Annotated in this window: 24 protein-coding genes and 1 tRNA gene; 8 read left to right on the top strand and 17 right to left on the bottom strand. The window is 51.2% G+C overall.

Annotated elements, in window-relative coordinates; genetic code table 11:
• Positions 1–154: 154 nt before the first annotated feature.
• Both G8768_RS11020 and G8768_RS11025 read right to left on the bottom strand, forming a co-directional pair.
• Positions 155–1,138: a malate dehydrogenase gene (locus tag G8768_RS11020; protein WP_166847129.1), complete on the bottom strand. Its 984-nt coding sequence runs from the start codon at positions 1,136–1,138 to the stop codon at positions 155–157.
• A gap of 371 nt (positions 1,139–1,509) precedes the next feature.
• Entirely contained in the window at positions 1,510–2,139 is a 630-nt protein-coding gene (locus G8768_RS11025) for a dUTP diphosphatase (RefSeq protein ID WP_243749485.1), read from the bottom strand.
• A gap of 164 nt (positions 2,140–2,303) precedes the next feature.
• On the opposite strand from G8768_RS11025, the gene G8768_RS11030 reads away from it, so the two are divergent.
• Both G8768_RS11030 and G8768_RS11035 read left to right on the top strand, forming a co-directional pair.
• Entirely contained in the window at positions 2,304–2,837 is a 534-nt protein-coding gene (locus tag G8768_RS11030; protein WP_166847126.1) for a phosphatase PAP2 family protein, read from the top strand.
• 23 nt (positions 2,838–2,860) lie between these two features.
• Positions 2,861–3,955, top strand: coding sequence for an MJ1255/VC2487 family glycosyltransferase (locus G8768_RS11035; protein WP_166847123.1), 1,095 nt, complete (start codon positions 2,861–2,863; stop codon positions 3,953–3,955).
• Positions 3,956–4,021: 66 nt separating this feature from the next.
• Here the strand turns inward: G8768_RS11035 and G8768_RS11040 are convergent, their stop codons facing one another.
• The 3 genes from G8768_RS11040 to G8768_RS11050 form a co-directional block, all read right to left on the bottom strand.
• On the bottom strand, positions 4,022–4,795 hold the full coding sequence (locus G8768_RS11040; protein ID WP_166847120.1) for a YchF/TatD family DNA exonuclease: 774 nt from the start codon (positions 4,793–4,795) through the stop codon (positions 4,022–4,024).
• Positions 4,796–4,914: 119 nt separating this feature from the next.
• Positions 4,915–5,268 (bottom strand): PilZ domain-containing protein, encoded by a 354-nt coding sequence (locus tag G8768_RS11045; RefSeq protein ID WP_166847117.1) that lies wholly within the window; start codon positions 5,266–5,268, stop codon positions 4,915–4,917.
• Between the two features lie 221 nt (positions 5,269–5,489).
• The gene (locus tag G8768_RS11050) at positions 5,490–6,497 is read right to left on the bottom strand and encodes a DNA polymerase III subunit delta' (protein ID WP_166847114.1); all 1,008 of its coding nucleotides are present in this window, start codon (positions 6,495–6,497) and stop codon (positions 5,490–5,492) included.
• Between the two features lie 413 nt (positions 6,498–6,910).
• On the opposite strand from G8768_RS11050, the gene G8768_RS11055 reads away from it, so the two are divergent.
• Together G8768_RS11055 and G8768_RS11060 are read left to right on the top strand one after the other, a co-directional pair.
• A complete protein-coding gene (locus G8768_RS11055; RefSeq protein ID WP_166847111.1) occupies positions 6,911–8,122 on the top strand; it encodes an autotransporter outer membrane beta-barrel domain-containing protein in 1,212 nt (403 codons plus the stop codon).
• 84 nt (positions 8,123–8,206) lie between these two features.
• On the top strand, positions 8,207–8,839 hold the full coding sequence (locus G8768_RS11060) for a pseudouridine synthase (RefSeq protein WP_166847108.1): 633 nt from the start codon (positions 8,207–8,209) through the stop codon (positions 8,837–8,839).
• Positions 8,840–8,881: 42 nt separating this feature from the next.
• Here G8768_RS11060 and tmk read toward each other — a convergent pair whose 3' ends face one another.
• From tmk to G8768_RS11110, 10 genes are all read right to left on the bottom strand, one after another.
• Positions 8,882–9,505: a dTMP kinase gene (tmk, locus tag G8768_RS11065; protein WP_166847601.1), complete on the bottom strand. Its 624-nt coding sequence runs from the start codon at positions 9,503–9,505 to the stop codon at positions 8,882–8,884.
• A gap of 37 nt (positions 9,506–9,542) precedes the next feature.
• Complete coding sequence (mltG, locus tag G8768_RS11070; RefSeq protein ID WP_166847105.1) at positions 9,543–10,592, bottom strand: endolytic transglycosylase MltG; 1,050 nt, start codon at positions 10,590–10,592, stop codon at positions 9,543–9,545.
• A gap of 20 nt (positions 10,593–10,612) precedes the next feature.
• The gene (gene pabC / locus G8768_RS11075) at positions 10,613–11,458 is read right to left on the bottom strand and encodes an aminodeoxychorismate lyase (RefSeq protein ID WP_166847101.1); all 846 of its coding nucleotides are present in this window, start codon (positions 11,456–11,458) and stop codon (positions 10,613–10,615) included.
• Between the two features lie 6 nt (positions 11,459–11,464).
• On the bottom strand, positions 11,465–12,703 hold the full coding sequence (gene fabF / locus G8768_RS11080) for a beta-ketoacyl-ACP synthase II (protein WP_166847098.1): 1,239 nt from the start codon (positions 12,701–12,703) through the stop codon (positions 11,465–11,467).
• 184 nt (positions 12,704–12,887) lie between these two features.
• Positions 12,888–13,124 carry an acyl carrier protein gene (gene acpP / locus G8768_RS11085; RefSeq protein WP_166847095.1) on the bottom strand — a complete coding sequence of 79 codons (237 nt, stop codon included), beginning with the start codon at positions 13,122–13,124 and terminating at the stop codon, positions 12,888–12,890.
• Between the two features lie 318 nt (positions 13,125–13,442).
• A complete protein-coding gene (fabG, locus tag G8768_RS11090; RefSeq protein WP_166847092.1) occupies positions 13,443–14,186 on the bottom strand; it encodes a 3-oxoacyl-ACP reductase FabG in 744 nt (247 codons plus the stop codon).
• Between the two features lie 84 nt (positions 14,187–14,270).
• Complete coding sequence (gene fabD / locus G8768_RS11095; RefSeq protein WP_166847089.1) at positions 14,271–15,197, bottom strand: ACP S-malonyltransferase; 927 nt, start codon at positions 15,195–15,197, stop codon at positions 14,271–14,273.
• Between the two features lie 68 nt (positions 15,198–15,265).
• On the bottom strand, positions 15,266–16,312 hold the full coding sequence (gene plsX / locus G8768_RS11100; protein WP_166847086.1) for a phosphate acyltransferase PlsX: 1,047 nt from the start codon (positions 16,310–16,312) through the stop codon (positions 15,266–15,268).
• Between the two features lie 88 nt (positions 16,313–16,400).
• Positions 16,401–16,583: a 50S ribosomal protein L32 gene (gene rpmF, locus G8768_RS11105; protein WP_166847084.1), complete on the bottom strand. Its 183-nt coding sequence runs from the start codon at positions 16,581–16,583 to the stop codon at positions 16,401–16,403.
• A gap of 39 nt (positions 16,584–16,622) precedes the next feature.
• Positions 16,623–17,177, bottom strand: a complete 555-nt coding sequence (locus G8768_RS11110; RefSeq protein WP_166847081.1) for a YceD family protein — start codon at positions 17,175–17,177, stop codon at positions 16,623–16,625.
• Between the two features lie 154 nt (positions 17,178–17,331).
• Here G8768_RS11110 and G8768_RS11115 point away from each other — a divergent pair, with 154 nt between their 5' ends.
• The gene (locus G8768_RS11115) at positions 17,332–17,922 is read left to right on the top strand and encodes a Maf family protein (protein ID WP_166847079.1); all 591 of its coding nucleotides are present in this window, start codon (positions 17,332–17,334) and stop codon (positions 17,920–17,922) included.
• 56 nt (positions 17,923–17,978) lie between these two features.
• On the opposite strand, the gene G8768_RS11120 is transcribed toward G8768_RS11115, so the two are convergent.
• Both G8768_RS11120 and rluC read right to left on the bottom strand, forming a co-directional pair.
• On the bottom strand, positions 17,979–18,632 hold the full coding sequence (locus G8768_RS11120) for an HAD-IA family hydrolase (protein WP_166847077.1): 654 nt from the start codon (positions 18,630–18,632) through the stop codon (positions 17,979–17,981).
• A gap of 45 nt (positions 18,633–18,677) precedes the next feature.
• A complete protein-coding gene (gene rluC / locus G8768_RS11125; protein ID WP_341801016.1) occupies positions 18,678–19,625 on the bottom strand; it encodes a 23S rRNA pseudouridine(955/2504/2580) synthase RluC in 948 nt (315 codons plus the stop codon).
• Between the two features lie 988 nt (positions 19,626–20,613).
• Here rluC and rne point away from each other — a divergent pair.
• From rne to G8768_RS11140, 3 genes are all read left to right on the top strand, one after another.
• Positions 20,614–23,664, top strand: coding sequence for a ribonuclease E (gene rne / locus G8768_RS11130; protein WP_166847598.1), 3,051 nt, complete (start codon positions 20,614–20,616; stop codon positions 23,662–23,664).
• Positions 23,665–23,793: 129 nt separating this feature from the next.
• Positions 23,794–23,881: transfer RNA gene (locus G8768_RS11135), tRNA-Ser, on the top strand.
• A gap of 231 nt (positions 23,882–24,112) precedes the next feature.
• On the top strand, positions 24,113–24,769 hold the full coding sequence (locus G8768_RS11140; RefSeq protein ID WP_166847073.1) for a Bax inhibitor-1/YccA family protein: 657 nt from the start codon (positions 24,113–24,115) through the stop codon (positions 24,767–24,769).
• Positions 24,770–24,817: the final 48 nt, after the last annotated feature.

Consider the following 24,817-nt stretch of genomic DNA (forward strand, 5'->3'; position numbering starts at 1 on the left):
ACATTGTCAATATTGACCAAAGAAACACAAGTCTTTCTTGAACGTAAACTCGCCTCACCGGCTCGAAAATGCGAATTGATGAAGTTTTGCAGGAATGACAGGCATAAAAAAACGCGGCCAGGCCGCGTTTTTTAACAGATTGCGAGCCCCGCGATTACGCAGGCAGCAAATCTTTAACGGCGTCGCGCTCTTCAGCCAACTCCGTTTCAGTGGCGGTCATCTTCGCACGGGAGAAATCATTGATTTCCAGACCCTGAACGATTTCCCAGTCACCGTCTTTACAAACACAAGGATAAGAGTAAATCAGACCTTCCTGGATGCCGTAGCTACCGTCGCTGTATACGCCCATGCTTACCCAGTCACCATCAGCAGTGCCCAGGGCCCAGTCACGCATGTGGAAGATGGCAGCGTTTGCCGCAGAAGCCGCAGAAGAAGCACCACGTGCGTCAATAATAGCAGCACCACGCTTCTGAACCGTTGGGATAAAGTCGTTCTCGTACCAGTCCTGATCAACCAGGCCCATTGCATCGGCACCGTCTACTTTCGTAACGTGGATGTCTGGGTACTGAGTGGAAGAGTGGTTACCCCAAATGGTCATGTGGGTAATGTCGTTGATGCTCTTGCCGGTTTTCTGAGCCAGCTGGGTCAAAGCGCGGTTGTGGTCCAGACGAGTCATGGCAGTGAACTGACGTGGGTCAATGTCTGGAGCATTGCGCTGGGCAATCAGAGCGTTGGTGTTGGCCGGGTTACCAACAACCAGAACTTTAATGTCGCGAGAGGCGTGATCGTTGATCGCCTTACCCTGTACAGAGAAGATCGCGGCATTGGCTTCCAGCAGATCTTTACGCTCCATACCTGGGCCACGAGGACGAGCACCCACCAGCAAGGCGTAGTCAGCGTCTTTGAAAGCTACGTTTGGATCGTCAGTACAAACCATGCCAGACAACAGAGGGAAGGCGCAGTCGTCCAACTCCATTGCAACACCTTTCAGGGCGTTCAATGCAGGGGTGATTTCCAGCATTTGCAGAATAACGGGCTGGTCTTTACCCAGCATTTCGCCAGCAGCGATACGGAATAAAAGAGAGTAGCTAATTTGACCGGCGGCTCCGGTTACAGCAACGCGTACAGGTGCTTTCACAGTATATCTCCGTGCAGTTTGGTAGGTGCTAGAGCCCCGCCCTGCCGCCAGCGAAATCGCCTGCGTCAGCACCGGGCCAGAATTCTTGGCTGAATCGGGCATTTGAGCCCCGATAAAGCGCGGCAATTATAGTGATTTAACGGCAAAATTGCATCAATAAGAACGATTCTTGGCATTTGATACCTGGCCAATTACGCAAGATCAAATAAAGATGACTAAAAAAGCGCCAATCTGAATAGCGCGACAGGATGAATTTGCACTGGGTGCAAATCGGTACATGCCTTGAATCGGCCCCAGTGTACTCAGCTGGTACACTGGGGCCAACTCAACTTTAGTCGTGTCTCGCAAGGGGTGCGAAACACAACAGCTGCCTAGCCTTGCTGATATCGAGTCTGCAACGCCTGATAAAGGTCATCGGCAAAGCTGGCGGAACTGCTGTCGAGTTCCTGCACCAGTTCAACCAGATGCTCATTGTCTTCCCGGCCCGCCCAAAGTTTGCGGTAGCTGCCATCCTTGTAACCATTGTCCTGGCGGAAGAAATTCAACACATTCTTACCGACATAGCTGCGATACAAACCTTCGGTATCCAATTCGACACCGGCCAGCAGACTCATAAAGCAGTCGATGGGAAAGCGCTTTTCGCTCAGCACCACGGCGGTAAAATTCTCAAGTGCGATCGGGAAGTCTTCCGGGCATGGGGTGTCATTCTGCATCTGCCCGGCCAATTGGGTGGCCAGAGCGTCCTTATCATCGTGGCTCATCAGCAGCATGCTCAAACCAAAATGCCAGATATCAATCAGCTCCAATCGAACCTGCTCGATATCAGGACTCTGTTTTTTCCACCATTTCCAGCCGTAGTGATCGAGAAGTTCACCGCACTCAATCCAAATAGCCCGGTACCATTCAAAATTCTGTGCTCGCCAGTCGTCGTGAACCTTGAGGTTCATATTGTCTTGAAGATCCAACATTATGCGCAACTGCTGCTGCAATTTCTGGCTCATGCCCTGCCCTTATTCATCAGCGTTCGAAAAGGCGCAGTCTACCACAAGCCAGCCGTCGAGAATGAGCCCTTGAAACTGTGCAAGTTTCATACAACTGTCACTTAACTCACACCCAACTGACATATTTGCCTCCTAGACTCAGCAAAAACTCGGAGAAGAAGAATATGGCCTCACCGATCAGTGCCGGACAGCAAATTCTCGCCAGTATTCACCAATTCGACGTCGCCGCCTTTTACTGGTGCCTGCGACGAAAGCATCGGCAGCTGCTGATTCAGGGCAGCTACTGGGTCTCCAAATCCGCCGATGGCCCGCTTTACGCCCTGTTTGGATTGGCCCTGCTGGTGCAGGGTTTGAATCAGTTCTTCCTGTTGCTGGCCACTGGCTTTATTGCGGAACGCAGTCTCTACTACCTTCTGAAAAATTATTTCAAACGCAATCGCCCACCGGCCGCCCTGCCCGACTTCCAAAGTGTGGTACAACCTTCGGATCAATTTAGTTTTCCTTCTGGCCACACCTCGGCGGCCTTTTTAATGGCGGCGATGCTGTCGAGCTTTTACCCGGTACTCGCTCCAATTCTGTATGTCTGGGCCGTTATGGTAGGCAGCTCGCGAGTCATGCTGGGCGTTCACTTTCCTACGGATATCGTCGCCGGCGCCAGTCTGGGTCACGGTATCGCTTTTCTGATATTGAGTTACTAATTAACAAACAGGTTACACGCCGAATGAAGATTCTTTACGGGGTACAGGCCACCGGTAATGGCCATATCTCCCGCGCACACGCGATGGCGAAACATTTGCCACTGGAAAATACGCAGTACGTTTTCAGCGGACGCAAACGGGACGATTTTTTCGACATGAATAAATTTGGCGACTGGGAATGTCTGGCCGGTTTATCCTTTGCCTTTAACAAAGGAAAGATCAGTAATTTTCAGACTTTGCGCCAAAACCGTTGGCAACAATTTATTCAAGACGTTAACGCGATGCGTAAGCACCTGGATAAGTATGACGTCGTTGTCAGTGACTTTGAACCGGTTTGCGCCTGGGCAGCCAAGCTTGCGGGCAAACCCTGCATCGGTATTGGCCATCAATACGCTTTTGATTATGCCGTACCCAAAGCCGGCAATGATTTTGTCTCTCGTAAAATCATGCAGAACTTTGCCCCGGTCACCGTTGGGCTCGGTTTGCACTGGCACCACTTTGGGCAAGACATTTTGCCACCCATTGTAGAGATCCATGAAGCCACTCAACACTGTGCGTCTGACAAGCCTTTGATTTTGGTTTATCTGGGCTTCGAATCCCAACAGGATGTCATTCGGTTATTGGAACCCTTCAGCGATTATCACTTTGCCATTTACGGCCCGTTTAAAGAAGCCTGCAATATTGCCCACTTGGAATTTAAGCCCGCATCGAGAGAAGGCTTTCATCAGGATTTGCATCGCTGCGAGGGTGTGATCTGCAATGCCGGTTTTGAACTGGCCAGTGAAGCCATCAGCCTGGGCAAGAAATTATTGGTTAAGCCATTACTGGGTCAAACCGAACAGGAATCCAATGCCCGAGCATTACACGAACTGGATCTCGGTATGACTATGGAAACCTTGCAACGCCCCAGTGTGGATGCCTGGTTGCAATGGAACAAGCAGCAAAAAGTACATTATCCGGATGCGGCCAAACACATTGTGGAATGGTTGCAAGCTGGCAACTGGGACAACTGCCAGGCTTTAAGCAAAACACTGTGGCAAAAGACTCACGCTGAAGGGAATCCCCATTTTAATCGTGAGGAAACGGATCAATATAATGCGTTGCTGGAATGCGCTTAATCGCAGTAAATGAAACGGGTTCTGCACTGCAGCGCCCGTTTCAGCAAAGAGCTTTGAAAACGGCCTTTAAGCCGCCTTGTGGAACAAACGGTGAAAGTTTGTTCCTGTAGCCTCGAGTAATTCCTCGTAAGAAACGCCTTTCAATTCGGCGATAAATTCCGCCACTTCGCGCACGTACGCGGGTTGATTCGGTTTGCCTCGATAAGGAACCGGCGCAAGATACGGCGAATCAGTTTCAACCAACAAGCGATCCATAGGAATTTGCTTGCACACATCGCGCAACTCTTCAGCATTGCGAAAGGTGACGATGCCAGAGATGGATATGTAGTAATTCATATCCAGAGCTTTGGAGGCCATGTCCCAATTTTCAGTAAAACAATGCAACACACCGGCCTGTTCCAAATCACCGTGATTGCGAATCAGGTCAAGCGTATCCTGACGGGCATCGCGAGTGTGAACAATCACGGGCAGCTTGGCCTGGGCCGCCGCTTCCAAATGCAGAACAAAACTTTCCTGCTGCAAGCTTTTTTGTTCAGCGCTGTAGTAATAATCGAGACCGGTTTCCCCGAGCGCGACCACTTTGTCGTGTTTCGACCAGACGACCAGATCATCAATACTGGCCAAGCCCGTTTCCACATCCAGAGGATGCACGCCGACGGATGCATACACCTGATCGTAGCGATCCGCGATTTCTGTAACCGCCTCACGGTTTTCAGTACTGATGCCCACACAGAGCATTTTTTCCACACCGCGATCCAATGCAAATTGAACGGTGCTGTCCAGGTTTTCACCGTCTTTGTATTTCAGTCGATCAAGATGGCAATGGGAATCTATTAACACGGCAGTATCTCTAAAATGCGGTCTCTGGCTGTACTGACTTTTCACTGTCATTTAGCCGCTTTATAAAACGAAAACGGCCCAATCGGCAAGCCGATTGGGCCGTGGTAAATACACAGAACTTACATGGTATGGGTTGGACGATCCGAGTCCAGGGAGCCCGCCAGGTAATTCTCAATTTTGTTCAGGGCCACATTGTCGTGGTCACTGAATTGCACGCCGATGCCAGCGGCTCGGTTACTCTGCGCACCCTTGGGGGTGAGCCAAACCACTTTCCCGGCCACAGGGATTTTTTCCGGCTCGTCCATCAGGTTAAGCAGCATAAACACTTCATCGCCCAGCTGGTACTGTTTGCTGGTCGGGATAAATAAACCACCATGCTCGATAAAAGGCATATAGGCAGCGTAAAGTACCGCTTTATCTTTAATCGTTAGGGACAAAATCCCATTACGAGCGCTTCCGCCCATACCCGCCATATTGATGTCCTTTTTGTGCTTATCTCTTCAAGAAATCTCGATGCTTTCTCTATCGGCTGATCATGGCACCCATTTGGGAACCGTCAGCCAGCGCATAGGCTGTAATATAGCTGCCCAAAGGCCTGGGTTCAATATTTTGGCTTATTGATTAACGTTAAATACCCGAATTCAAAGGGGTTTCAGCTCAGCAAGCTCGAATTCGCGTTGATATCGGAAATGCCTTAGATAGCCGGCCGCATGGGTTTACGTGTCGCCATCATCGCCTGCCAGTCCATCGCAATCTCTTCCAGCAGCAACTGCTGGTTCGGATTGGCCCCACTCAACAGCTGCGCCTTGGATTGCAAAAGCTTGTCGTAAAGGCGAAAGCGCAGCTTCACCCCCACGCTGTGTAAGACCGCCATCAAAGCCTGTTCATCATCCATCAACTGTATGGATTGAGTCTGGGCCTCCTGACGACTTGCGGATTGCAGCCAGGTCAGCAACGCTTCGATCAGAAGCAGGGGTTCGGCATCCATCCAGCGGCTGGCGGCCTGAAGCGAGAACATTTGCCCATTGGCCATCTCGTTCAGATCTTTGGCAAAGGCCAGGCGCGCTTCCAAACGCCCATCATCCAGCAGATCCCGAGCTGCCAAGGGCGCACCGCCACACATATTCAACAGGGCTTCGGGGGAATGATCGCCACACAACGGCTGTAGCCATCGACTGGCCTCTGCCAGAACGGGTACTGCAAAGGCCACAGCCTGGCATCGGCTGCGAATGGTAGCCATCAATCGATTGGGGGCATCACTGATCAGAAGGATCAGGGTTTTGGCGCTGGGCTCTTCCAGGTTTTTTAGCAGAGCATTGGCCGCGTTGATATTCATGGCTTCTGCCGGCGCCAGAATAGCGACCTTGTATCCCCCCTGCTGGGAGGTCTGTCCAAGAAAACCGTTCAGCTTGCGCACTTGGTCGATCTTGATCGCTTTTCCGCTTTCTTCGGGGGAGACACTCTGAAGATCAGGATGGGTACCCGCCCTGATCAGCTCACAGGATTTACACTGACCACAAGCGGCATCACTTTGGGGAGCCAGGCATAACACAAACTCGGCGAGACATTGGGCCAGATGACGCTTGCCGACCCCGGCACTGCCATTGAACAGCAAACCATGGGGTAACTGCCCCTGCTGAAAACGCGTCAGCAGTGATTGCCAGGTTTCCTGTTGCCAGGGATACGGGAGTGTTGCAGACACCAGAACCTCTTAAAACTCTCAGTCATTGTTCGGAGACATTATGCCAGATCGCTGGGGACTCCACATCATTCGAACCGCGCCCTGAGCCTCCACTTATTTCGCCTCGAGTTCTTTATCTTGTTCTTTCCCGCGCACATGTTCTGTCCCGTCGCTTATCTCCCCTTTTATTACTCTCTTGCCTTTCATGAACCGACAACGACACTAACCATTAATGGCTAATCCAATACCCAAGATTGGCAGCCAGAGCATCGTTTGGAACCCGCATCGTGGTCACTTCTAGGGATTTTTACCTTATACCTTGCAAAGCTAATATTTCACGATAAGTGATAAGCCATGGGGCATTGATAGTGAGTACAAAAATGTGCAGTAAAATTTGCAAGGACCTTCCCAAATTTACCCTCTTCGGAACCTGTTTGAGTATCGCCTTGACGTCGAATCCCACCTTTGCAGGACCAACGGATTTCCAGGATTTTTTCTTTAATGTCTGTCAGCAACAGTCACCCAACCGGGTCGATGATCGCCTGCCTGGCCTGTGTTTCAACGTACCGGCACAGCCCGGTGATTTGTCCACCGACAGTGAGGCTTCCCTGAACCCCAGCCAGATGCTCAGCAGCAACGACGCCGCGCTGGGTTTTGCCCGAGCCAATGCCCGCCTGCAAAGGGAGCGTAAACAAAACCCGAAAGGCGGTAGTAGCGGTAGCGAAACACCTATTGGCCCATTCAGTGTTTGGTTAAACGCCCGAGGTCAGGAAGAGGATTCTAAACGCGCCGCCAGCTTTGGCACAGAACGTGGCTATGATTCCGACAGCCGTGCCTTTGAAGTGGGCCTGGATTATCGAGTCAATGATCGCCTGGTGATTGGCGCCCTGTATGCCTATGAGGACAGTGAACTGGATTTTCTGGGCGAGCTGCCTGGAATCAATTTTGCCCCGGGCAACTCCGCCGGGAGCAAGGACAGTGAACAATCCGCATTCAGCGCTTTTGCAAGCTTAGATCTCAATCCCAATTGGTATGTGCAGGCAAGCGCCGGGTTCAGTCGCAGCGACAATGATTTTTCCCGCAACTCGGTTTATCAGGAATCCACTCGCAGTCTGCCCACCGTCAACTCACTGACCGCAGGCAGCGCTGATGGTGAAAGCCAATGGTTCAGCATTAACAGTGGTTACAGTTTTAGCTCGGACCAATGGACATTCACCCCTTACCTTGCATTGTTGTGGGCCAATTCAGAAGTGGACGGTTTCACTGAACGCGATATCAGCGGCACAGGTTTGAATATGCGCTTTTCGAAAATGGAACGCGATTCGCAGATCGGCAATCTCGGCATCAGTATCAGCGGTGTGTTCAATCAGGACTTTGGCGTTTTGATTCCTCAGCTGAGGCTGGAGTATGAAAAGGAATTTGATCGTGATCCCCAGCAAATGAGCGCCAGCTTTGTGCAGGACAACAGCAATACGCTGTATCAGTTTTCCGGCGAGAGTCCGGACGACAGCTACTTCAATATGGGCCTGAGCTTGACGGCCGTATTGCCCCACGGCTGGATTCCCTATGTGGAATATCAGTGGCAGGCGAGCAACGACAGCTTTGATCGTTCCCGTTGGATGCTTGGGGTTCGCAAGGAACTCTAAAATCTCTCGCTATCGACGTCAGGGCAACTTGCCTTAACTTTGGCGAATCCTTAGTATGCCGCTGATTTCTTCAGGAACAGCGGCATGCAAGACATTGGTATTGTTTATCAAGATGAACATCTACTCGCGGTGAACAAACCCTCGGGCTTATTGTCGGTTCCGGGTCGCGGTCCCGACAAGCAGGACTGCCTGATTCATCGCATTCTCCCCCACTACCCCAACGCACGCATTGTGCATCGTTTGGATATGGCAACATCCGGCTTGATTTTGATTCCGCTCAGCCATGACTCCCAGGTCGCGCTAGGACAGCAGTTTGAAAAGCGCACCATGGAAAAGCACTATTGTGCCTTGGTGGAAGGAAGCCTTGAACCGCAGTCGCAATTAATTGATCTGCCGCTGATTTGCGATTGGCCCAATCGCCCTTTGCAAATGGTGGATCATGAAAACGGGAAATCCGCGCAAACCCAGGCCGAGCTATTGTCTTACGATGGGGAAAATCATTGCAGTCGACTGACACTCAAACCCTTAACCGGCCGCTCCCACCAATTGCGGGTTCATATGCAGGCCATTGGCCATCCGATTTTAGGAGATGAATTCTATGCTCCGGAAGCGGTTCAGAAAAAATCCCCACGCCTTTGTTTGCATGCTGAGTTTTTGACACTCAAACATCCAATCAGTGGTGAGGAACTCAGCATGCACTGCCCCGCGGATTTTTAATGAAGGGTGAGAGACTATCGACTCATAGAGCCTCACATAGGCTCAGGGCAAGAGCAGCTTCAGCTGGCTGTGAATATCTTGCTGAACCTTATCCAGTGTTTGGCCCGCGTTAATCACAAAATACCGCTTGGGCTGCTGTTCAGCACGACTGAGATAGCAAGCGCGAATACGCTCAAAAAACTCGATGTGTTCCGATTCAAACCGATCCGCTTCGCTGCGCTTGCTGGCTCGCTCCAAGCCTAACCTCACATCGACATCCAGAATAAAGGTCGCATCCGGCTGCAACTGCCCTTGCACAATGGATTCCAATTGCGCAATGGTTTGCATCGACAAGCCTCGACCGGCCCCCTGATAGGCATAGGTGGCATCGGTAAAGCGATCACACAACACCCAGGCACCACGCATCAAGCTCGGAATAATCAAGCTCTGAAGATGTTGCGCGCGTGCGGCAAACATCATCAGTAATTCGGCAGTTTCATCAACTTTTTCTTCGCGATTACTTAACAACAGTTCACGCAACTCTTCAGCCAGTGGTGTTCCACCAGGCTCTCGAGTACAAACCACTTCGATTCCTCTGGCCTCCAGAGTTTCGCGGATAAAATTCATATTTGAGGTTTTTCCAACCCCTTCTGTGCCTTCGACCGTAATAAATAGACCCGGCTTCATGGTTTGCATGTGTTGTCCCTTAAGGCTCCCTCAACAATTACGGGGCCGAACGATAATTGGATTTTCTATTTTCGATTTGGTATTCACGAACCGCACGATTGTGCTGATCCAATGTTGCTGAAAACTGATGACTGCCATCACCCTTGGCGACAAAAAATAAATTGCTGCTGTCATCCGGGTGCATGGCGGCATAAATTGAACGCTCGGCCACCAAAGCAATCGGCGTCGGTGGCAAGCCTTTGATCACATAAGTGTTATAAGGTGTCGCCTCACGCAGATCTTTTCGGCGAATATTGCCTTTGTAACGATCACCCATGCCATAGATCACTGTCGGATCCGTTTGCAAACGCATATTTTTTTGCAGGCGGCGAACGAACACACCTGCAATCAATTCGCGCTCACTGTCTTTGGCGGTTTCTTTTTCAATAATCGAGGCCATGATCAAAGCCTCTTCAGGGGTTTTATAGGGCAAGCCCGAGGCTTTCTTATCCCATTCGCGCTCCAGAATACTCACGAGCTTGCGATGCGCACGTTTTAAAATGGCGACATCACTTTCACCATCCTGGTAACGATAGGTATCGGGGAAAAAATAACCTTCCGGATGATCGAGATCGATTCCGAGCTTTTGTTTTTGCTCTTCCCAGCTCAGCCCCTTCAACTCGGCGTTGATATTAGCCTTGCTGTGAAGGTAATCCAACGCTTGCTGGTAGCGCCAGCCTTCAAGCAGAGTAATATGATATTGCACCACATCGTCGCTGCGCAGTTTAGCCAGCAGGCTGATGGAATTCAGGTCACTGTCCAACAGAAATTCGCCACGACGGATACCACCCTGCTTGGTCAGGCGCGCGTAAATACGCAACAGCCTTGAGGAAGGAATAATGCCCTTCTGTTCGAGATCACGGCTGACACTGGCCAGACTGGCACCCGCAGGCACTTTGTACAAAAGCTCATTCCCGGGGATATCCAACTCACGCTGTAACTGTTGAGAGGCCCACAACCATACGCCCACCATCAAACAGCACATAAAAACCAGAGCCGCTATAAAAGCAATGATGTAACGTCGCCAGGGACCCAATGCATCCAACATACTTCAGTTTCCAAATACACTCAGCTCAGTGTAAACCGTTCACGATAAATCCGCGACAGATATTCCGAGGCGCCCAGATTTTCCCAATGACGCTCCTTTGTCTCAAAACGCTCACTCGCGGCGAGCCGTTTTACGATCTGAATGCCCTGAACCGAATTGGCCAGACAAAGCGCATCCGCCTGATACACATCCGCTACTTCAATCTCAGCAATGGTGACTGCCCCAGCATCCAATAGCACTGCGCGGACCACACCAGCCACACCGGACTCACTCAAGTCAGGTGTTAACCAGCGTCCTTCTCGTAATACAAAAATATTGCTGCTGATGGCCTCAATAACGCGCTGTTCGGTATCCAACAACAGGGCGTCATCACAATTATCGGACAACTGCTGACGAGCCAATACCTGTTCGAGGCGGTTGCCATGTTTCAAACCGGCCAGTAAAGGTTGGCGCGCCAAGGCTATCGAGCTGATTTCCAATGATTTCTCTGGCACAGATTGCTCAAACGACTCGGCCGAAAACGCTAAGGCAATTAGATTACTCTGGCCCTGAACCGCACCATAACCTCGTAGGCTTTCGCCGCGACTCAATTGAAATTTAAGAACTGCATCACATTGCCCCTGCTCTTCGAGCTGTCGGCACAACAATTCGTACTCCGCATTCAGCAACGCCTTGGGAAACTCGATACCCAAACGCTGGCAACCGAGCTGCATACGCTCAATATGATACGACCACAGCGGACAACGGCCATGATAAAAGCGGGAGGTTTCAAACAGGGAGTCGCCAAATTGAAAGCCGCGATCGAACAGGCTGAGCTGTTCAGCATCGCGGCCATTGACGCGGCATATCAGCGCTGATTGCGACATGCCAAATTAAACGCGGCGGAAAATCAGAGAACCGTTGGTGCCACCAAAACCGAAGGAGTTACTCAGCACCGCATCGATGTCACGCTCCTGCGCCGTATGCGGCACCAAATTAATGTCGCAAGCCTCGTCCGGGTTATCGAGATTAATGGTTGGAGGAGCAACCTGATCTTTAATCGCCAGAACGGACAAAATAGCTTCAACAGAACCGGCAGCCCCCAACAGGTGACCAATCATGGATTTGGTGGAACTCACTGCAACCTGATCAACGTTATTGCCCATCACGCTCTTCACCGCAATGCATTCAGCCACATCACCTGCTGGCGTCGAAGTGCCATGGGCATTAATGTAGTTAATCGCAGCGGTATTGATGCCCGCATCGTTGATGGCGTTTTGCATGGACAAGGCCGCACCGGCACCGTCTTCCGGCGGTGAGGTCATGTGGTAAGCGTCACCGCTCATGCCAAAACCAATCAGCTCGGCATAAATTTTTGCACCACGCGCTTTCGCGTGTTCATATTCTTCCAGCACCATAACACCGGCGCCCTCACCCAGAACAAAACCGTCACGGTCTTTATCCCAAGGGCGACTGGCCGCTTGTGGGTCATCATTACGAGTTGATAGTGCACGTGCCGCTGCGAAACCGCCCAAGCCTACAGGGCTGGTCGCCATTTCTGCACCACCGGCAATCATCACGTCGGATTCGCCGTATTGAATGGAACGCGCGGCCAAGCCAATACAGTGAGTACCGGTAGTACAGGCTGTTACCACGGCCAGGTTCGGGCCACGGAAGCCGTACTTAATAGACAAGTTGCCTGAGATCATATTAATGATCGCACCAGGCACAAAAAACGGTGAAATTCGACGAGGGCCGCGTTCGCTAATGGTTTTGGCGCCGTCTTCGATGGAACCAATACCACCAATGCCAGAGCCGATTGCCGCACCAATTCGAGGCGCATTTTCATCAGTCACTTCAATGCCTGAATCTTCAATCGCCTGGATGCCGGCAACCATACCGTATTGAATAAACGGATCCATTTTGCGGGCGTCTTTGATGGGCATGTAGTCGCCAACATCCAAATCTTTTACCGCCGCACTGAATCGGGTTGTAAACGCTGAGGCGTCGAACTTCTCGATCATACCTACACCGCTTTTGCCCGCTAAAATATTCTGCCAGGTATCGGCCACCGTGTTACCCACAGGTGAAACCATACCTAAACCCGTTACCACAACTCGTCTGCGGGACATACTGCCTCCGTCCGCGATGACACCCATCGCTTGTTATTGTCAAACTCAATCTCGCCAGTTCACTCCGGCTTCCCAGAATATATAACAGGAAAGCCCAAAAGTGGTGGCGTATAAACAACAAAAGCCGTTCTATTACCCATAGAACGGCTTTCTTGGCTAGGCCTTACTCAACGAATGACTCGAATTAAGCCAGGTTTTCGTTGATGTACTTGATGGCCAGCTCAACAGTAGTAATCTTTTCCGCTTCTTCGTCTGGAATCTCAGTTTCAAACTCTTCTTCCAGCGCCATAACCAGCTCTACGGTATCCAGAGAGTCAGCTCCCAGATCCTCAACAAAAGACGCCTCAGTTTTTACTTCTTCTTCTTTAACGCCCAGTTGCTCAGCAACGATTTTTTTTACGCGTTCTTCAATGCTGCTCATAACGTTTTTCAACTCCTAGTGGTCTACGTCGGTTTAGCCGCTCTCTAATGACTATAAATTACTTTGAACTGCATCTATTGCAAGAGCGAACAAAATAACGGTTGTTCGGTCACGGCTCAAATTTAGCTCCGGCCAACACGAGCGCGCATTTTACATGGATTTACGCCGAGTTGTAACGGATCTTGCCAAATTTTGTGAATTTTTAAAAAATACTCTTTCACAACAATAAGTTAGGCTACAAACACCCCAACAAAACAGCCATCAAAAGCACTCTTTTTTTGCTATTTTACGCAAAAATGTGATGGCCGCACGGGGCATTTAGGCCATATACATGCCGCCATTTACCTGCAGGGTCTCACCGGTAATATAGCCGCCCGCATCGCCTGCCAGGAAGCTCACCACACCGGCAATTTCTTCAGGCTTACCCAAGCGCCCCAATGCAATCTGTGACAACATCAATTCTTTTTGGTTTTCATCCAATACCTTGGTCATATCGGTATCAATGAAACCCGGGGCCACGGTATTCACCGTAATACCGCGAGAGCCGATCTCCTTGGCCAAAGAGCGAGCAAAGCCGGCTACACCCGCTTTTGATGCCGCATAGTTGGACTGCCCGGCATTACCCATAGAGCCCACAACAGAGCTGACATTAATAATGCGACCCCAGCGAGCTTTCATCATGCCGCGCAAACAGGCCTTGCTCAAACGGTAAATCGCGCTGAGGTTGGTATTGATCACATCAAACCACTCATCTTCACCCATGCGCATCAGCAGATTATCCTTGGTGATACCTGCATTGTTGACCAGAATTTCAATTGCACCGAATTCATCATTTATGGCCTTGATCAAAGCGGCAATTGAATCCGCATCGGTCACGTTCAGCACCATACCTTTGCCCTGAACACCTTTTTCCGCCAAACGAGCGGTGATTTTTTCAGCGCCGGATTCACTGGTTGCGGTACCGATAACAACGGCACCCTGGGCCGCCAAATCATCGGCGATGGCTGCACCAATGCCACGACTGGCACCCGTTACCAAGGTAATTTTTCCTGCGATACTCATATTCGTTTCCTGTGTTATCAATCACCCCCAGCTGCCCGCTTAGGGGTTCAAAAGATCTGTATTCTGTGAATGCTCTTCTTTTAATTAAAGCGCATCAACATCGGCAGGCGTTTCGAGACCCTGCGAAGCAATACTCTTATCAATGCGCTTCACCAGTCCAGCCAAAACCTTTCCTGGACCGCATTCAACGGCTTGCTCAATACCCACCTCTTTCATGGCTTTTACGCAATCTACCCACAATACCGGGCTGTAGATTTGCTCGATCATCAAGGCCTTGATTTTGGCTGGATCGGTTTCAGTTTGAGCGTGAACATTATGAACAACCGGTGTTGCAGGAGCTTGGAACGGCGTCGCTTCGATTTGTTCCGCCAAACGATCTGCCGCCGGCTTCATTAGCTCAGTATGGAACGGCGCACTCACTGGGAGAGGCATGGCACGCTTGGCACCGGCTTCTTTACACAGCTCAATCGCGCGATCAATGGCAGCCTTACTGCCGGCAATCACCACCTGGCCCGGAGAGTTGAAATTTACCGCAGCAGCAACGCCGTCAGCCGACGCCTCAACACAAGCGGCTTTAATGGCTTCATCGTCCAAACCAATAATAGCCGCCATGGCGCCCTCACCGGCCGGCACGGCTTCCTGCATAAACTTTCCACGTTGCTGCACCAAACGCACAGCGTCCTTAAAGGCTACAACGCCGGCACAAACCAGTGCAGACCACTCACCCAGACTGTGGCCAGCCATCAAGGCGGGACGTGCCTCTTTATGAGCATTGAATACTCGCCAGCAGGCAACACTCGCGGTCAGCAATAAGGGCTGGGTGCGCTCGGTCATGTTAATGGCGTCTTGTTCGCCGTTTTGCAGTAAATCCCACAAATCGTAACCCAACACTTCTGAAGCCTCGGCAAAGGTTTCCTGAACCACTGGATATTCAGCAGCCAAATCCGCCAGCATGCCAATTTTCTGGGAGCCCTGGCCGGGAAATACAAAGGCCAAATTCGATTGCACCATAACGCTACCTTTTAGCTTGTTATTAACTGTTGTCTCGTACTCTACCCTGATCTTCGCACGGTAGATATTTAAAACGGTTCCTGCTCAAAACGCCGATAAATTCTACCGGCAACCTGGCTGTTCACCTGCTCACAGGCCAACTCCAGCGCACTGCGGAACGCGAGTTCATCCGCAGCACCATGACTTTTAATCAATGGCCCCTGCAGACCTAGAAAACTGGCGCCATTATAACGATCCGGATCAAACTGACGCTGCCATTTACGTAATAAAGGACGGGCAAATCGGCCAACAATACGGCCATACCAACTGCTGACAAAGGCCTCGCGCATTTCCTGAACCATCAACTGGGCAACCCCCTCACTCACCTTTAATGCGACATTACCCACAAAGCCATCGCAGACCACAACATCCGCTTCACCCCGGTAGATCTGATCACCTTCGATATAACCAATAAAATTCAGGGCTTCATTGGCCTGCAAGCTGGCTGCAGCAAGGCGAATTTGCTCATTGCCTTTGATTTCTTCCGAGCCAATATTCAGCAAGGCAACACGCGGGCTTTCAACCCCCGCCACGGACTCCATAAACACCGAGCCCATCAAGGCGTTCTGAATCAGGTGCTCACTGTCGCACTTCACACTGGCACCCAGATCAAGCATCAGACAATCGTCTTTAGCCGTGGGAATGGATTTGGCAATGGCAGGACGGTCTATGCCCGCAAAGGTTTTTAAGAGATGGCGCCCCATGGCCATTAAGGCACCCGTGTTTCCAGCACTGATTGCGGCGTCGGCGTTTCCGGTACGTACCGCATCAACGGCGAACCACATTGAGGATTGCTGTTTATGGCGCAATGCCTGGGCTGGGCGATCTTCCATACTCACCACGTCACAGGCATGGTGATAAATCATACGAGAACCGTTTTCCAGCTCGTGGATACAGGGGGTTTCGCTTGGATTGCTCAGGGAGATAGGGGCAAATTCGGCCAGAATATCGAATGGGCCATACAGCTGGCATTCCAACACTCGGCGATTAGCCAGGGAATAAGCGGCGTTTAACGCAACGCGGGGACCTAAGTCCCCGCCCATAGCGTCAACCGCTAATCGAATTGAATCAGTCAATCTATTCAGCGCCTATAGCAGAGGATGAGCTTCATCCTGATTAAATGGCGACAGAATATCAACGACTAGCGCGCAGCGCGTCGAAGAATTAGTCTTCGGAGCCAGTGTCGATCACTTTACGGCCACGGTAGAAACCGTCGGCAGTGATGTGGTGACGGTGGTGCTTCTCGCCGCTGGTTGGATCAACAGACAAAGTTGGTCCGCTCAGGGCGTCGTGAGAGCGACGCATACCGCGACGTGAACGAGTCTTTTTACTTTTTTGAACAGCCATGATAGCTCCTTAACTATTTACTGGAACCGGGGCGCCTCGTTATTTCGGCGAGCCCTTGAGTTGCTCCAGAACTTGAAACGGGTTATTTCGCCGCTCAGCTTCTGCTTCCGCTGTTTCATCAGAAGCATCATCATCCTCAGTGGAGTAATGAGCCAAGTCGACACATTGATGATCGTGGTAAACCGCCATCGGCATACTCAGTAGAATCTCTTCTTCGATCACCTCGTATAAATCGGATATGCCCTCGGGGGCTATCCACGCATCCAGGCTTCTGGGTAAATTTTTTGCTTGGTCTTCATCCCAAACAATACCCAAGGCCAGACTGCCTTCAATATGTTGATCACAGGGCTCCATGCATCGTTCGCAAGTCAGCTGCATTTTAGCGCTGATTTGACCACGCAATAAGCGATGGCGCTGATCATCCACCTCGAAGTGTAGCTCAACTTCGATAACAGCTTCATCACCTGCGGCGATTTGGGCTAACCGATCCAGAGCCTCGAGGGGGATATTCCCTTGTAATTCAATGCCTTGCTGGGCAAATTTACGAGGGTCTACCTGCCTCGGCAAAATCTTTGAGGAGGGGGCATTCAACATAAGCGCGCCATAATAGGGATGAGAGGCCATTCTGTCAAAGAAAAATTCGCCCTAAACCCCTGATTTTATGGGCATTGGCCGTTTTTTTTCAATTTCCGGTAAACTGCCGGCGGCAATGCCGTAAAATAAGACTTTTAACGCCAGGATAAACCCTATGAAATCGCTTGTTTTAGCGTCCAGCTCACCCTATCGAGGCCAACTGCTCGCCAAGCTGGGAATCCCTTTCAAACAAGCCAGCCCGGATATCGACGAAAGCCCTCAGCTCGATGAATCTCCAGATAATCTGGTACAGCGCCTGGCCGAGCAAAAAGCCGAAGCACTAAGACAACAACACCCCTCCAGCCTGATTATCGGCTCCGACCAGGTCGCCTGCTTTCAGGGGCGCATCATTGGCAAACCCGGCAGCCACGACAAAGCCCGGGAACAGCTTCAATCGTTCAGCGGACAATGCGTGGAATTTTCTACAGGCCTGTGTTTATTAAATAGCGAGACTCTCGACAGCCAAATCAGCCTGGCACAGTTTCGAGTGCATTTTCGAGAACTGAGCGACGCTCGAATTGAGGCTTACCTTAATAAAGAACAGCCTTATGATTGCGCCGGGAGTTTTAAGTCCGAAGGTTTGGGCATTGCCCTCTTTTCAAGATTGGAAGGTGACGACCCCAACAGCCTGGTTGGCCTGCCGTTGATTTTGCTCACCGACATGTTGTTAAAAGAAAATATGGACCCACTGTCCAGCCGGGCTTGATAATAAATTCAGGCCAGCGTTTTCAGCGGCCTGAATCTCTACAACACAAAATCCAATCAGGCTTTTGCGCCCTTCCCAATAATCCAATCCACAACTTCAGTAAAATGATCAGCCATCAGATCAGGGCCGTGTTGATGCAAAACATCGGTTTCATGGACACCGTAGCTGACACCAATTCTCGGCATATCAATCGCTTCCGCCATCGCCAGATCAAAACTGGTATCACCAACCATCACCGCATCGCCCGCGGCTCGATCAAATTCTTCGAGCAACTCTTCCAGCATCAGCGGGTGAGGTTTGGAACGGGTTTCGTCGGCGCAACGACTGCCATGAAAGTACTCCTCCATACCCAGGCGGCCCAGGACACGATCCAGACCTCGGCGGCTTTTACCCGTAGCGACAGCCAACGTAAAGCCCTCGCCTTTTAGCTTATCCAAGCCTTCCACTACCCCTTCAAATAAAGGTGCCGGTATCTGGTCAGCTTTGACATAGTGACTGGAATACATTTCACGCATGATGTTCCACTGAGACTGATTGCCTTCGGGGTACAATGTGCTGATGGCTTCCGGCAAACCAAGGCCAATAATTTTTTGCACCTCGGAACCAGGTAACTCCGGCAACTTGGCATCGTCCGCGGCCAACTGCATGCAGCTGACAATTTTATCGGCTGAATTGCTTAAGGTACCGTCCCAATCAAAAATACACAGCATTAAAGGCTTCCTTAATCACAAATGTTTATCCCTTTATAAGGCAGCTTATAAAGGGATCTCTCTCAGCTTTGCCAATGGCTCAGCCAACTCCGGCCACAACGGGGCTTCAACTCGACGAGAATGCTCCTCATCGGGCAAGGTAAATTCGAGGGCAGCGGCATGCAGGAACAAACGCTTAAAGCCCAGCTTGCGCATATCACGATTGATATCGTCATTGCCGTATTTTTCATCACCCAATAAAGGACAGCTCTGGGATTGAGCATGAACTCGAATTTGATGGGTCCGCCCGGTCACAGGTTTGGCCTGTACCAAACTGAATCCCTCAAAGCGACGCAAAACCTTAAATTCGGTTCGACTGGGCTTACCCTCTGCAGAGACTTTTACAATGCGGTTGCCACCTGGCAACTCCTGCCGCAATAAAGGTGCATCTACAACATGCTTACGTTTTGACCACTGGCCAAGCACCAAAGCCTGATAATACTTCTGAATATTGCGACGCTGGCGAAGCTCTTCCTGCAAATAGCGCAGCATGCTCCTTTTCCGCGCAATCAGAATACAGCCCGACGTGTCTCGATCAAGGCGATGCACCAACTCAAGATAACGATCATTGGGCCTGAGCTGTCGCAAAGACTCAATCAATCCCAGATTGACGCCACTGCCACCATGCACCGCCAATCCCGCCGGTTTATTCACCACCAGCAATCCCGGTAACTCAAGCAAGATAGACTTTTCCAGTAAGCGCCCCATCGACTGGCTCACCGCCGCCTGCGGGGCCTGCTCTTTCACGGTGACCGGAGGAATTCGAACCACGTCGCCCGGGGCAAGCTTGTATTCGGGCTTAATACGCTTCTTATTCACCCGCACTTCCCCCTTGCGAAGCAAACGATAGAGCCGGGAACGCGGTACGCCTTTCAGCCGAGCTGCCAGAAAGTTATCCACTCGCTGACCGGCCTGATCGGCATCCACCTCAAGCAATACCACCTTGCGGCCAATATCAGCATTATTTACCGGACTCACTCTGCCCCTCATTTGCGTAACCATAAAAGCTTGTTTCAGTGCCAGAAATCCACGAAATCACCAAGAATCCAACGGCAGTTCGGCCCGCAGGCCATGAAAAGCTGGCGATTCTAACAGATTCCGAAGCGCGAGGCGCCTGGCAATAGATTTGCAGCCCTACTTGCTTGCCGCTATACTCGCCGGGCAGTTTGGGCTGGTTTTCGGACAAGTCCGGCGCGCCTGTTCGGTGGCTGTGCTACTTTTATATCGTGTATAAAAGGTTGTCACTCCTGAGCCACAACGGTCTGATGAAATGATCATTAGAGCGGAATATAAAGAATTTAAGCCCCAGTTGGGCATAAACAGGCATAGATTGGCGCCAGATACCCCAAGAAAATACCGCCAAACAGGGCTCCGTTATGAGCCAGGCAGCAGGCTCACAAGCCGCTGCAAGATATTCAACAGCGACAACTGCAAAGCAGATTGTCTTAGGCCTATCCCGGAGTCCCTGCCAGAGCACACTCAAACGGATAGAAAATGAAGTAACAGCGCGAGGCGCTGCGTAGAACTGTTGACGAAGTTTTTTATACGCTGATGGCTGCTGTGAAGCAGGCAATCGAAACAAAAAAGCCAAAGACAATAACCTGATACTGGGTTACTGCCCCGGCAAATAAGTATGATTGCCACTTTTAGGCATCAGCGAATACGTTTAGGAATTGAGAAAACGAGCCACCCAATAAAGGCTATTTGCCTGGGGAGCGCTCGTTTTGGTTTAACTGTTAGCCTGGTTACAAGGGCTCAGCCCTGATAACACGCAGCTTGACTGCAGTGCGAAACGATAAACCCGCCTAAACCTCCGGCGCGATGTATGTGCCAGAAAACACTATTGCCCGCAGCAAGGCTTTACGGCCACAGAAAGATCAATGCTGCCAATAGCCTCGTCCCCGGTTCTGCCAATGCCCTGCGTAGCAATGGTAGGAACACCATGAAGAGAATGTTAATTAACGCTACACAGCCTGAAGAGCTGCGCGTAGCACTGGTAGACGGCCAATGGCTGTACGATCTCGACATCGAAAATCGCACCCGCGAGCAAAAGAAAGCGAACATCTACAAGGGTAAAATCACCCGTATTGAACCCAGCCTTGAAGCCGCATTCGTCGATTACGGCGCTGAGCGACACGGCTTTCTCCCCCTGAAAGAAATCTCCCGCGAATACTTCCTCAAACAGCCCAAAGATATCGATGGCCGCATCAAGATCAAAGATGTGGTTAAAGAAGGCATGGAAGTTATCGTTCAAATCGAAAAAGAAGAACGTGGCAACAAAGGCGCCGCCCTCACCACGTTTGTGAGCCTGGCCGGCCGCTATCTGGTTTTAATGCCAAACAACCCACGCGCAGGCGGTATCTCGCGTCGGATTGATGGCGACGATCGCAGCGAGCTGCGCGAAGCCCTGTCTTCCATCGAAGTTCCTTCCGGCATGGGTATCATTGTGCGCACTGCCGGCGTTGGCCGAAGCTCGGAGGAGTTACAGTGGGATCTGGATAATTTGCTCAACCTCTGGAGCAAACTGAAGACCGAAGCCGATAACGAAGTAGCGCCAGCCTTCCTGTTCCAGGAGAGCAACGTCATTATTCGCGCTATCCGCGACTACCTGCGTCCGGACATCGGCGAAGTGGTGGTGGATAACCGCGAAGCCTATGAGTTGGTGCAAGTGTTTATCTCCCACTTCATGCCCAACTACCACAGCAAAATCAAATTCTACGAAGACGATATCCCGCTGTTCAATCGCTACCAGATCGAAAGCCAGATTGAGACCGCTTTCGAGCGCGAAGTGAAGCTGCCGTCCGGTGGCTCCATCGTGATTGATGTGACGGAAGCACTGATTTCTATCGATATCAACTCCTCCCGCGCAACCAAAGGCGGCGATATTGAAGAGACTGCCCTGCAAACCAATCTGGAAGCTGCCGACGAGATTGCCCGCCAGCTGCGTTTGCGTGATATGGGCGGCCTGGTAGTGATCGACTTTATCGATATGCAGCCTGCACGAAATCAGCGTGAAGTCGAGAATCGCATGCGCGAAGCTCTGGCCATGGACCGCGCTCGTGTTCAGGTTGGACGCATCTCGCGCTTCGGCCTGCTGGAAATGTCCCGTCAGCGCCTGCGTCCATCCCTGGGCGAAACCACGTCCAAGGTATGCCCTCGCTGTAATGGCCAGGGCACTATTCGCGGCACCAAATCCCTTGCCTTGTCGATCCTTCGCCTGGTAGAGGAAGAAGCCAAGAAAGAACGCAGTGCCGAGATTCGCACCATTGCACCTGTGTCAGTCGCAACCTACCTGCTGAACGAAAAACGCTCCGCCATTTGGGCGATTGAACAGCGCAATGACACCCGAGTCGTTATCGTACCTAACGCTGAAATGGTGACTCCACACTTCGATGTTCAACGTCTGCGTGATGATGAAGCGGTGACCATGGAAACCAGCTACAAAATCACCACAGGTAACGAAGAAGCACCGGAAGAAACCTCCAAGCCCGCGGAAAAAGCTGCTGCTCCGACCAGCCAACCTGCCGTGCAGTTTGTGGCGCCCAGCCAGCCTGCCCCCAAGGTTGAAGAGAAGAAAGAACCTGGCCTGCTCAGCAAACTGTTCGGCGCCATTGCTGGCTTGTTCGGTAGTGACGACGACAAAGACAAGAAGAAATCCAAGAACAACAAGCGTAAAGGTCGCGGCAACCAGAACAATCGTAACCGCAATCGCAACCGCAATCGCAATGCCCAAAACAAGAATCGTGAAAATAATCGCGACAATCGTGATGGCAACCGCGATTCAAAAGGCGAGAGCAATCGCGAAAACAATCGTAATAAGAACCGCGATAAAAACAATCGCAAGCAGGATCGTCCGGAAGCTGAAAACGGCGAGCGTCAACAGGAGCGCAGCAACGAGGGCCGCGGAAACCGCCGCAATCGTCGTGGTCGCAACAATGACCGCAATGAACGCAACGAAAACACCAACGCAGCCAGCAGCAATGAAAACGGCAAGAGCAAAGACGAAAACAGCAACGATGAAAATCGTCCGGCGAAGCGTCCAAGCAATCGTCGCGGTCGTCCGCAACAACGCCGCCGTGGCAAAGGCGAAAACCGTGGTAACGAGGCCAATGCCGAGCAGAATCAAGCAACCACTAGCGAATCTGTGAGTGAAGCCCCGAAGACGGAAAAAGCCCCCAAGGCCGAAACCAAAGCCAAGCCGGCTCAGGAAAAAGCCAAGCCAGCTGAAGCCGAACAGCCAGCCGACAACAACAGTGCTGCGGTGGCTGCGGGCGCACTCGCCGCAGCTTCTGCAGTAGCCGCTCTGGCGGACAAAGAAGAAGCCAAACCTGCACAGGCAAGCGCCGAGAAAGAGAACGCCTCTGCAACGGTTGAACCTAGCGCTGACAGTGAAAACAATGAGCAGATCAACGCTGAACTGGAGCAACAGCTGGCCGCCGCTATCGACGCTAAAATTCGCGCCGATGAAGAGCTGAAAGCCAAACCGGAACAGGCCGTCACGACAGAAGAAGCGGCCCCTGTCGTCGAAGCAAGCTCAAACGAAACTCAGGAAAAGGCGACCGAAGCAGAATCAAATGAAGAGCCTGCCGAAGAAAGCAGTACCAGTGTCGAAACAGTTGCTGTGGAAGAAAAATCAACCCCTTCCCGCACCGAAACTCAGGTTGAAATAAACTTCGACACCGCTGAAAACAGCGAAACGGCCAGCGAAGAACCTCAAGCTGAAGCTGTTGAAGCCAATGCAGACTCAGAGGAAGCGAACATTGAAACTGCAGCAGCGGAAAACAAGGTGGAAGTGAAAGCGGAGCGTCAATACAGTCGCCCAAGCAACGACCCTCGCCAGAATCCACAACCCGTTCAGGTGGAAGTGCAATCTGTGCAAGCAAAAGCCTATGTTGCTATGGCGCTCGACACTGCCCAACCTTCACCGGTAAATCATGATCCTCGCCCCTTAGCTCGAGCCGCCAACGACCCTCGCGGTCCCAAGGCCAGCTAAAAAACAGGCACATTGATTAAAAAGCCTCACAAGGCCATTGCTCTCCCGGAGCAATGGCCTTTTTTCTATAAAAAATAATGGTTTAGCACCTTGTACTCATGACCGCCCTATGTATAATAGCGGCCTTCCGGTGGGGTGGCTGAGTGGTCGAAAGCGGCGGTCTTGAAAACCGTTGAGTGTAATAGCTCCCAGGGTTCGAATCCCTGCCCCACCGCCATCGAATTGCAAAACCCTGATAGGTGCGAACTTATCAGGGTTTTTTTGTGTCCAATGCAATGCAGGTGGTGGTAGCAATTACTACATAAGTGTGACAAACCCTTGAAAAGCCAACGGTTTTTTAGCATAACTTAACGCCGATTAGGGCTAGAACTTCACTGCCAGCTACCCTATTATTAGGACCTATCAGGTCTAATGAAAGGCCAGTACTGATTATCCAAGGAGAATATCCATGCAAGAAATCTATACCAGCGCACAGGCTCAAAACAGCAGTTTTGAAGTCAGCAAGGTTTTGCGGAATACCTATGCTCTGCTAGCCATGACACTGGCCTTCAGTGCGATTACTGCGTACTTGGCCATGGCGTTCAACATGCCTTATCTGGGTCTTTGGAACCTGATTCCGTTCTTCGGCCTTCTCTGGATGGTTGAGAAGAACAAGAACAACGGTTCCGGCATCTTCTGGACCTTCGCCTTTACCGGTTGGATGGGCGCCTCCATTGGCCCGGTGATCGCTGCATTCCTGGCCGTTCGCGGCATGGAGCCTATCTTGTTATCTCTGGGCGGAACTGCTGCAATTTTCTTTGCGATGTCGGCCTATGTTCTGATTACCAAGAAAGACATGAGCTTTATGACCGGCTTTTTGATGACTGGCATTTTGATTGCCTTCATTGCTGGTATCGCGAACTTCTTCCTGCAGATTCAGGGCTTGGCCCTGGCCGTTAGCTGCATGTTCCTGCTGCTGTCATCCGGTATGATCATGTGGCAGACCAGCAACATCATCCACGGCGGTGAAACCAACTACATCTCAGCTACTGTTACTCTGTATGTGTCGCTGTACAACATCTTTGTTTCTCTGCTGAGCATCACTGGAATCATGGGCGACGACTAATCGCCAGATAAGCTTCCGGTGAAAAGCCCAGCTCTGCTGGGCTTTTTT

The sequence above is a fragment of the Pseudoteredinibacter isoporae genome (assembly GCF_011602085.1).
Lineage (GTDB): Bacteria > Pseudomonadota > Gammaproteobacteria > Pseudomonadales > Cellvibrionaceae > Pseudoteredinibacter > Pseudoteredinibacter isoporae.

What these genes read in the sequence shown, in the direction of transcription:
- G8768_RS11120 (WP_166847077.1), bottom strand. Translation starts at nt 18,632, where the DNA reads ATGCTGTGTATTTTTGATTGGGACGGTACCTTAAGCAATTCAGCCGAT.
- mltG (WP_166847105.1), bottom strand. Translation starts at nt 10,592, where the DNA reads ATGTTGGATGCATTGGGTCCCTGGCGACGTTACATCATTGCTTTTATA.
- rne (WP_166847598.1), top strand. Translation starts at nt 20,614, where the DNA reads ATGAAGAGAATGTTAATTAACGCTACACAGCCTGAAGAGCTGCGCGTA.
- tmk (WP_166847601.1), bottom strand. Translation starts at nt 9,505, where the DNA reads ATGAAGCCGGGTCTATTTATTACGGTCGAAGGCACAGAAGGGGTTGGA.
- G8768_RS11035 (WP_166847123.1), top strand. Translation starts at nt 2,861, where the DNA reads ATGAAGATTCTTTACGGGGTACAGGCCACCGGTAATGGCCATATCTCC.
- G8768_RS11025 (WP_243749485.1), bottom strand. Translation starts at nt 2,139, where the DNA reads ATGAGCCAGAAATTGCAGCAGCAGTTGCGCATAATGTTGGATCTTCAA.
- G8768_RS11140 (WP_166847073.1), top strand. Translation starts at nt 24,113, where the DNA reads ATGCAAGAAATCTATACCAGCGCACAGGCTCAAAACAGCAGTTTTGAA.
- fabF (WP_166847098.1), bottom strand. Translation starts at nt 12,703, where the DNA reads ATGTCCCGCAGACGAGTTGTGGTAACGGGTTTAGGTATGGTTTCACCT.
- fabD (WP_166847089.1), bottom strand. Translation starts at nt 15,197, where the DNA reads ATGGTGCAATCGAATTTGGCCTTTGTATTTCCCGGCCAGGGCTCCCAG.
- G8768_RS11060 (WP_166847108.1), top strand. Translation starts at nt 8,207, where the DNA reads ATGCAAGACATTGGTATTGTTTATCAAGATGAACATCTACTCGCGGTG.
- G8768_RS11110 (WP_166847081.1), bottom strand. Translation starts at nt 17,177, where the DNA reads ATGTTGAATGCCCCCTCCTCAAAGATTTTGCCGAGGCAGGTAGACCCT.
- G8768_RS11045 (WP_166847117.1), bottom strand. Translation starts at nt 5,268, where the DNA reads ATGGCGGGTATGGGCGGAAGCGCTCGTAATGGGATTTTGTCCCTAACG.
- rpmF (WP_166847084.1), bottom strand. Translation starts at nt 16,583, where the DNA reads ATGGCTGTTCAAAAAAGTAAAAAGACTCGTTCACGTCGCGGTATGCGT.
- G8768_RS11030 (WP_166847126.1), top strand. Translation starts at nt 2,304, where the DNA reads ATGGCCTCACCGATCAGTGCCGGACAGCAAATTCTCGCCAGTATTCAC.
- fabG (WP_166847092.1), bottom strand. Translation starts at nt 14,186, where the DNA reads ATGAGTATCGCAGGAAAAATTACCTTGGTAACGGGTGCCAGTCGTGGC.
- G8768_RS11115 (WP_166847079.1), top strand. Translation starts at nt 17,332, where the DNA reads ATGAAATCGCTTGTTTTAGCGTCCAGCTCACCCTATCGAGGCCAACTG.
- acpP (WP_166847095.1), bottom strand. Translation starts at nt 13,124, where the DNA reads ATGAGCAGCATTGAAGAACGCGTAAAAAAAATCGTTGCTGAGCAACTG.
- pabC (WP_166847101.1), bottom strand. Translation starts at nt 11,458, where the DNA reads ATGTCGCAATCAGCGCTGATATGCCGCGTCAATGGCCGCGATGCTGAA.